Source organism: Streptomyces cellostaticus, assembly GCF_001513965.1.
Taxonomy (GTDB): domain Bacteria; phylum Actinomycetota; class Actinomycetes; order Streptomycetales; family Streptomycetaceae; genus Streptomyces; species Streptomyces cellostaticus.
This window is the reverse complement of record NZ_KQ948084.1, coordinates 1-9004: the sequence shown is the minus strand read 5'-3', so window position 1 is coordinate 9004 and position 9004 is coordinate 1. Positions and strand designations below refer to the sequence as shown.

General features: G+C 72.6%; 2 protein-coding genes. Both read left to right on the top strand.

The window, feature by feature from the left end; genetic code table 11:
- The coding region (locus AQI88_RS41930; protein WP_208616095.1) for an SDR family NAD(P)-dependent oxidoreductase at window positions 1–2587 on the top strand (2587 nt) is incomplete at its 5' end.
- A gap of 60 nt (window positions 2588–2647) precedes the next feature.
- Window positions 2648–9004: type I polyketide synthase (locus AQI88_RS48370; protein WP_159050583.1), on the top strand; the 6357-nt coding region annotated here is incomplete at its 3' end.

The window sequence follows — 9004 nt, the reverse complement described above, 5'->3', positions numbered from 1 at the left end:
ACGGGCTGGTCGGGTGCCGATGGTGTCGACGGTCACGGGGGAGTGGGTGTCGGGCATCGAGGTGGATGCCGGCTACTGGTACGCGAACTTGCGGCAGATGGTCCGCTTTGAAGAGGCGGTTCGTGCGCTGATCACTGGTGGGTACGGGGCGTTCGTGGAGGTGTCGCCGCATCCGGTGCTGACGGGCGCGGTGTCCGAGACCGCGGAGGATGCGGGTACCGCGGACGTGGTGGTTGTGGGCACGCTGGAGCGTGACAACGGCGGTGCGGCCCGGCTGGTGACCTCGCTGGCACAGGCGTACGTCGGCGGGCTGACCGTCGACTGGGCTGCGGTGCTGCCCGCCGGAGAGCGGGTCGAGCTGCCCACCTACGCGTTCCAGCACGAGCGGTACTGGCTTCAGCCGCCGGCCACGACGGTGTCGGTTGCGGGCGGTGATGGTGCGGGCACGGCGGCCGAGGCGCAGTTCTGGGCGGCCGTCGAGGGCGGTGACCTGACCCGGATCGCCGACACGCTGGCCATCGAGGACCAGCAGCATCTCAGCGAGGTGCTGCCTGCGCTGGCGTCGTGGCGGCGCCGGGAGCAGGACCGGTCGGTGACCGCGAACTGGCGCTACCGGGTGAGCTGGTCGCCGGTCGCCGAGCCCGACCCGAGTGTGCTGTCCGGGACCTGGCTGGTGGTGACGCCTGCCGGTTCGGGTGGCGGCGACCTCACGCAGGCATGCGTGCAGACGCTGGCCGATCGAGGGGCCGAGGTGGTGGTCATGGAGACCACGGCAACGGCCGGCCACGAGCAGATGGCCGCACAGATCCGTACGACGGTGCCGGAAGCCGGGTTCTCGGGTGTCGTGTCGCTGCTGGCCCTGGACGAGACGCCGGTGCCGGCGCACCCGGTGGTGCCCGGGGGCCTGGCCGCGACGCTGGCCCTGGTGCAGGCGCTGGGCGATGCCGAGGTGGGCGCCCCGCTGTGGGCGGTGACCTGCGGCGCGGTGGCCGCCGGGCCGGGCGAGGCGCTGACCAACCCCGTGCAGGCGCAGGTGTGGGGCCTCGGCCGAGTCGTCGGCCTGGAACACCCCGACCGGTGGGGCGGGTTGATCGACCTGCCCGCCGTACTGGACGAACGTGCCGGAGCGCGGCTGACGGCCGTACTGGCCGGATGCGGCGAGGACCAGGCCGCGATCAGGCCGGCCGGAATCCTCGGCCGCAGGCTGGCCCGCGCCCCGCAGCCCCGCGGCTCCGCAGAGCCCTGGGCCTCGCACGGCACCGCGCTGATCACCGGTGGAACCGGTGCGATCGGCGGGCGTCTGGCGCACTGGCTGGCCGGTCGCGGCGCGGCACGACTCGTCCTGACCAGCCGCTCCGGCCCCGCTGCCGCCGGCGTCGCCGCAATGGCCGCCGAACTGGCCGCCCAGGGCACGCGGGTGGACGTGGTGGCCTGCGACGTGAGCGACCGGTCCGACCTGGCCGGGGTGCTGGCCTGGATCGCAACGAACGGACCCGCGCTGTCCGCGGTGATGCACACCGCCGGCGTCGGGCAGGCCACCGCGGTGCAGGAGACCGGCCTGGCCGAAACGGCCGAGGTGCTGGCGGCCAAGGCCACGGGTGCGGCCTTGCTGGACGAGCTGACCCGGGACCTGGACCTGGACGCGTTCGTGCTGTTCTCCTCGATCTCGGCGACGTGGGGCAGCGGTCTGCAGCCGTCCTACGCCGCAGCCAACACCTTCCTGGACGCACTGGCTCACAGCCGCCTGGCCCGTGGCGAGACCGCCACCTCGGTGGCCTGGGGCCCGTGGGGCGGCGGCGGCATGACCGACGAGGACGGCGCCGTGCAGATGGCGCGGCGCGGGCTGATGGTCATGGACCCGGGGCACGCCGTCCAGGCGCTGGCGCAGATCCTGGACGGCCGGGAAGCACTGGTGACGGTCGCGGACGTGGACTGGGCGCGATTCGCCCCGCCGTTCACGCTGCGCCGGCCCAGCCCGCTGGTCGAGGGGCTGCCCGAGGTCAAGCAGGCCCTGGCGGACGCCGGCGCGGATGCGGCCGGGGCAGGCGCGGCTCTCGACCCGGACGCGGGCGCGACCCTGAAGCAGCAGTTGGCGGGCCTGTCGCGCGCCGAGCAGAACCGGACGCTGGTCAACCTGGTCCGGGCACAGGCGGCCGCGGTGCTGGACTACGCGTCGGCCGAGGCGGTCGAGGCCACTCGCGCCTTCAGCGATCTGGGCTTCGACTCGCTGACCGCGGTGGAACTGCGCAACCGGCTGAGCGCAGCCACCGGCCTGCAACTGCCCGCCACATTGCTGTTCGACTGCCCCACCCCCGCAGCGCTCGCCGACTATCTCTGGAATGAGGAATTCCAGGACGAGTTGGCTCCGGTTTCCCTGGTCCAGGAGGTCGACCGGCTCGGCTCACTGCTGACCGGGGCGATGCCGGACGAGAACACGTATCAACTGATCACTGATCGCCTCCAGGGACTTCTTTCCCAGTGGAGCAAGGTCGGCGCTTCTTCGGAGCGTCAGGTGGTCGCGGAGAAGATCGGGTCCGCATCGGACGACGAGATATTCGAATTCATCCACAAGGAACTCGGCCGGTAAGAGTTCCTGACATTGCGGACAGCAAGCTTGAACTTTCAGAGATTGAGCGAGTGAGGTTCAGTGGCCGACGAAGAGACTCTCCGTGATTACCTCAAGTGGGTAACGACCAACCTGCACGAGACGCGTCAGCGCCTGCGCGAGGTCGAGGAACGCAGCCACGAGCCGATCGCCATCGTCGGGATGAGCTGCCGTTACCCCGGCGGTGCTCAGGGCCCGGAGGATCTCTGGGGCTTGCTGGCCGCAGGCGGAGACGCGATCTCGGGGTTTCCCACCGACCGCGGCTGGGACATCGAGGAACTGTACGAACAGGATCCGGACGGCACCTCGCATGTGCGCGAGGCCGGGTTCGTGCAGGACGCGAGCGGGTTCGACCCCGGGTTCTTCGGGATCAGCCCGCGCGAGGCGGTGGCCATGGACCCCCAGCAGCGCCTGCTGCTGGAGGTCTGCTGGGAAGCGCTGGAGCGGTCGGGGATCGATCCCACGTCGCTGCGCGGCAGCCGGACCGGGGTGTTCGCCGGCGCCTCGCTGTCCGGCTACGGCTTCGGCCCGGGCACGGACGAGGACATGGACGTCCACCTGATGACCGGGACCTCGACCAGCATCATCTCCGGCCGGGTGTCGTACTCGCTGGGGCTCGAGGGTCCGGCGGTGACGGTGGACACGGCGTGTTCGTCGTCGCTGGTGGCACTGCATCTGGCCTGCCAGGCGGTGCGGTCGGGGGAGTGCTCGCTGGCGCTGGCCGGCGGCGTGACCGTGATCGCCACCCCGATCATGTTCACCCAGTTCTCCCGGCAGCTCGGGCTCGCCCGGGACGGACGCTGCAAGGCGTTCTCGTCGTCGGCCGACGGCATGGGCATCTCCGAGGGCGCCGGGATGCTGGTGGTGGAGCGGCTGGCGGACGCCCGGCGCAACGGGCACCGGGTGCTGGCGGTGGTGCGCGGCAGCGCGATCAACCAGGACGGTGCCTCCAACGGCCTGACCGCGCCGAACGGCCCCTCGCAGCAGCGGGTGATCCGCGCTGCCCTCGCCAGCGCGCGGTTGTCGGCCGCCGACGTGGACGCGGTGGAGGCGCACGGTACGGGCACCCCGCTGGGCGACCCCATTGAGGCGCAGGCGCTGCTTGCCACCTACGGCCAGGACCGGGGTGAGCAGGGGCCGTTGTGGCTGGGTTCGGTGAAGTCCAACATCGGGCACACCCAGGCGGCGGCCGGTGTGGCCGGCGTGATGAAGATGGTGCTGGCGCTGCAACATGGGGAGCTGCCCGCGACGTTGCACGCGGACGAGCCCTCGCCGCACGTGGACTGGTCGGCCGGTGAGGTACGGCTGCTGACCGACTCCGTGCCCTGGCCCGTGGGGGAACGTCCGCGCCGCGCAGGCGTGTCCTCGTTCGGCATCAGCGGCACCAACGCCCACATCATCGTCGAAGAAGCCCCGGCCGAGGACGCCGAGCCGGCGGAGGCGACGGGCGAACCCGCCGACGAGAGCACCGAAGAGGTCGAAGCGGCTGACACGCCCGCGGTGCTCGGGACCGACGGCGCCGGTGTGTGGGTCGTGTCGGGCCGGTCGGCGGAAGGCCTGGCCGCGCAGGCGGGGCGGTTGCGGGAGTGGGTGACCGCGCGGCCGGAGCTGGATCCGGTCGATGTGGGGTGGTCGTTGGCTGTCACACGGTCGGTGTTCGAACACCGGGCCGTGGTGCGGGGCGCCGACCGAGGGGAGCTGGTGGCCGGCCTGGAGAGGCTGGCCGGTGGGGTGTCCACGGGTTCGGTGGTGTCCGGGGTGGCACGGCCGGGTGCCCGAGTGGGGTTGGTGTTCGCGGGTCAGGGCTCGCAGTGGGTGGGGATGGGCCGCGGTCTGTATGAGGGCAGCCCTGTCTTCGCCGAGGCGTTTGACCAGGCCTGCGGGCTGGTTGAGCTTGAGCTGGGGGTGTCGGTTCGCGACGTCGTCCTGGGTGCGGACGGTGTCGATGAAGGCTTGGCGGACCAGACGCTGTATGCGCAGGCGGGACTGTTTGCGTTCGAGGTCGGTGTCGCGGCGGTGCTGAAGGCGGCCGGTGTGGTCGCAGACGCGGTGGTGGGTCACTCGGTGGGTGAGGTGGCTGCTGCGTATGTGGCAGGTGTGTTGTCGCTGCCGGATGCCAGTCGGCTGGTCGCGGCGCGTGCGCGGTTGATGCAGGGCTTGCCCGGTGGTGGTGCGATGGCGGCGATCGGTGCCTCGGAGGCCGAGGTGGAGCCGGGGCTGAAGTCCGGGGTGTCGATTGCGGCGGTCAACGGGCCGCAGTCCGTGGTGGTTTCCGGTGAGGTCGCTGCCGTGGACGAGGTCGTCGAGTACTGGCGGGAGCAGGGTCGTCGGGTGCGGCGGCTGCGGGTGAGTCATGCGTTCCACTCGTCGGCGATGGATCCGGTGCTGGACGAGCTGGGTGAGATAGCGGCGGGTTTGGAGTACCGGCGGCCGCAGCTGGTGTGGGCGGGTGCGCTGACCGGTGAGCTGGTGGCCGAGTGCGAGAGCGGGTACTGGCCGGCGCAGACGCGGCAGGCGGTGCGGTTCGCGGACGCGGTGGGCGCGTTGGCGGCCGAGGGTGTGTCGGTGTTCATCGAGGTCGGTCCGGACGGATCCTTGTCCGCGCTGGGCCCGGACGCGGTGGCCGGTGTCGGCAGCGGCGAGGGTGTGTTCATTCCGCTTCAGCGACGCAAGGAGCGTGACGAGCAGGGTGTGACGGGCCTGGTGACCGGTTTGGCCCGGGCGTTCGTTCATGGTGCGGTCGTGGACTGGAGCACGCTGCTGCCGGCTGCGAACCGGGTCGACCTGCCCACCTACGCCTTCCGGCACGAGCGCTATTGGACGCAGGGTGTTCTCGGGCTGCCGGCGCCCGGGTCCGTCGTAGGCGGTGATGGTGCGAGCACGCCGGCGGAGGCGCGGTTCTGGGCGGCCATCGAAAGCGGAGACCTGGCAGAGATCGCCGACACGCTGGCGGTGGATGGCGGCCGTCCGTTCAGTGAGGTGCTGCCTGCGCTGGCGTCGTGGCGGCGGCAGGAGCGGGACCGGTCGGTGACCGCGGGGTGGCGCTACCGGGCCAGCTGGGCGCCGGTCGCCGAGTCCGACCCCCGTAGGCTGTCGGGGGTCTGGCTGGTGGCGGCTCCGGCCGGGCCGGTCGGCGCCGAGCAGGTGCAAGGGTGTGTGGCGGCGCTGACCGCCCGAGGCGCCGAGGCCGTCGTGGCCGAGGTCGCGGCCGAGGTCGTGGACCGGGCCGAGGTGGCCGCGCTGCTCGGCGAGGCGCTACAGGGTGCGGGCGCGGAACCTGCCGGGGTGGCGGGTGTGGTGTCACTGTTGGCGCTGGATGATACGCCGGTGCCGGCTCACCCGGTGGTGGCCGGGGGACTGGCCGCGACGCTGGGCCTGGTGCAGGCGCTGGGCGACGCCGGTGTGGGTGCGCCGCTGTGGATTCTCACGCGCGGCGCGGTGGCCGCCGGGCCGGGCGAGGCGCTGACCAACCCCGTGCAGACACAGGTGTGGGGCCTGGGCCGGGTCGTGGCAATGGAACACCCCGACCGCTGGGGCGGGTTGATCGACCTGCCCCCGGTGGTCGACGAGCGGGCCGGAGCACGGCTGGTCGCAGTCCTGGCCGGTTGCGGTGAGGACCAGGTCGCGATCAGGACGGCCGGCATCCTCGGCAGGCGCCTCATCCGCGCCGCGCAGCCTCGTGGCTCCGAAGAGCCCTGGACCCCGCGCGGAAGCGTGCTGATCACCGGCGGAACCGGCGCGATCGCCGGGCATGTGGCGCGCTGGCTGGCCGGACGTGGCGCACCCCGGCTGGTGCTGACCAGCAGGTCCGGCCCTGGCGCGAAGGGCGTGGCCACGCTGGCCGCCGAGCTCGCGGCTGCCGGATCCGCGGTAGACGTCGTGGCCTGCGATGTCAGTGACCGGTCGGACGTGGCCGGATTGGTGGCCTGGACCGGAACGAGCGGGCCCGCGCTGTCCGCGGTGATGCACACCGCGGGTGTGCTGGACGACGGTGTGGTGGACCGGCTGTCGGCGGCGCGGCTGGCGACGGTGCTGGCGGCCAAGGCGGCCGGCGCGGCCCTGCTGGACGAGCTGACCGCAGACCTCGGCCTGGACGCGTTCGTGCTGTTCTCGTCGTCGGCGTCCACGCTGGGCGCGGCCGGCCAGGGCAACTACGCGGCGGCCAACGCCTTCTTGGACGCCGTGGCCGAGAACCGGCGGGCTCGTGGCCTTGCCGGACTGGCGGTCGCCTGGGGTGCGTGGGCGGGCGGCGGTCTCGCCGGATCGAACGAGCTGGTACGACACCGGACGGCACAGGGGCCCATGCCGGCGATGGACCCGCAGTTGGCCGTGCGGGCACTGGGGGAGGCGCTGGAGGGGCCCGACCCGGTCGTGACCGTGATGGACGTGGACTGGGCACAGCTGGCCGCCGCGCCCGGCGCGGCCGATGTCCGCCAGATGCCGCTGGTACGGGACCTGCCCGAGATCCGCCGGCTGTCCGCCACAGGCGCGAGCACCGAGGGCGTGGTGCGCGGCGAGGGCGAACTGGCAAGGCAGCTGGCCGGGTTGGGCCGGGCCGAGCAGGACCGCCTGCTGACCGACGTGGTGCGGGCCGAGGCGGCCGCGGTCCTCGGCTACCCGTCACCCGAGGCCGTCGAGGCCGAGCGGGCCTTCAGCGATCTGGGCTTCGACTCGCTGACGGCCGTCGAACTGCGCAACGGGCTCAACGCGGCAACCGGGCTGCGGCTGCCCGCCACCTTGATCTTCGACTACCCCACCCCGGTGGTGCTGGCCGCGCACCTGCGGACCGAGCTTGCCGGGGAGCTGGGCTCGGAAACGGCGGTCCCGGCGCCGACCGGGGTCCGGTCGGCGCCCGACGAACCGTTGGCGATCGTCGGGATGGCGTGCCGGTTCCCCGGTGGCGCGGGCAGCCCGGAGGCGTTCTGGGACCTGCTGGCCGCAGACGGGGACGCGATCGGCGGAGTGCCGCAGGACCGAGGCTGGGACCTGGACAGCCTGTTCGACCCCGACCCGGATCAGACCGGGACGTCGTACACCCAGCAGGGCGGGTTCCTGACGGGAGCAGGGGAGTTCGACGCCGGCTTCTTCGGGATCAGCCCGCGCGAGGCGGTGGCTACGGACCCGCAGCAGCGGCTGCTGCTGGAGGTGTCGTGGGAGGCGCTGGAGCGGGCGGGCATCGACCCCGTGTCGCTGCGCGGCTCCGCAACAGGCGTGTTCGCGGGCGGCTACGGGTCGGGTTACGGCATGGCCGTGGCACTGACGGGCGATGGGGTGTCGGGCCTGGAAGGGCACCTGATGACCGGCAACGCGACGAGCGTGCTGTCCGGCCGCGTGTCGTACGCACTGGGTCTCGAAGGCCCGGCGGTGACGGTGGACACGGCGTGCTCGTCGTCACTGGTGGCGCTGCACCTGGCCGCCCAGGCGGTGCGCTCGGGGGAGTGCTCCCTGGCGCTGGTCGGCGGCGTCACGATCATGGCGACACCGTGGGAGATGGTCGGCTTCTCCCGCCAGCGCGGGCTGGCGACGGACGGCCGGTGCAAGGCGTTCTCGGCGGCTGCCGACGGCATGGGCATGGGCGAGGGCGCCGGAATGCTGGTCGTGGAACGGCTGTCGGACGCCCGCCGCAACGGGCATCCGGTACTGGCGGTGGTGCGCGGCTCCGCGGTGAACCAGGACGGTGCGTCCAACGGTCTGACCGCGCCGAACGGCCCCTCGCAGCAGCGCGTGATCCGCGCGGCCCTCGCCAACGCCGGGATACGCCCTGACGAGGTCGACGTGGTGGAGGCGCACGGCACGGGAACCACGCTCGGCGACCCGATCGAGGCACAGGCCCTGCTTGCCACCTACGGCCAGGAGCGCGCCGGAGAACGGCCGTTGTGGCTGGGCTCGGTGAAGTCCAACATCGGACACGCGCAGGCGGCGTCCGGCGTGGCCGGCGTGATGAAGATGGTGCTGGCACTGCAGCATGGGCAGCTGCCGGCGACGCTGCACGCGGACGAGCCGTCGCCGCACGTGGACTGGTCGGCCGGTGAGGTGCAGCTGCTGACCGAGTCCGTGCCCTGGCCGGCCGATGGCCGGGTGCGGCGTGCCGGTGTGTCCTCGTTCGGGATCAGCGGCACGAATGCGCACGTCATTGTCGAGGAGGCTCCGGCTGTTGAGGTCGGTGAGCTTGGGGACGAGGTGCCTGAGGCGGGCGCCGAGGGCACGGGGCCTGTGGTGTCGGGTGTGGGTGCGTGGGTGGTGTCGGGTCGGTCGGCTGAGGGGTTGGCGGCGCAGGCGGGGCGGTTGCGGGAGTGGGTGTCGGGGCGGCCGGAGCTGGATCCGGTGGATGTGGCGTGGTCGTTGGCGGTGTCGCGGTCGGTGTTTGAGCACCGGGCCGTGGTGGTCGGCGGTGACTGT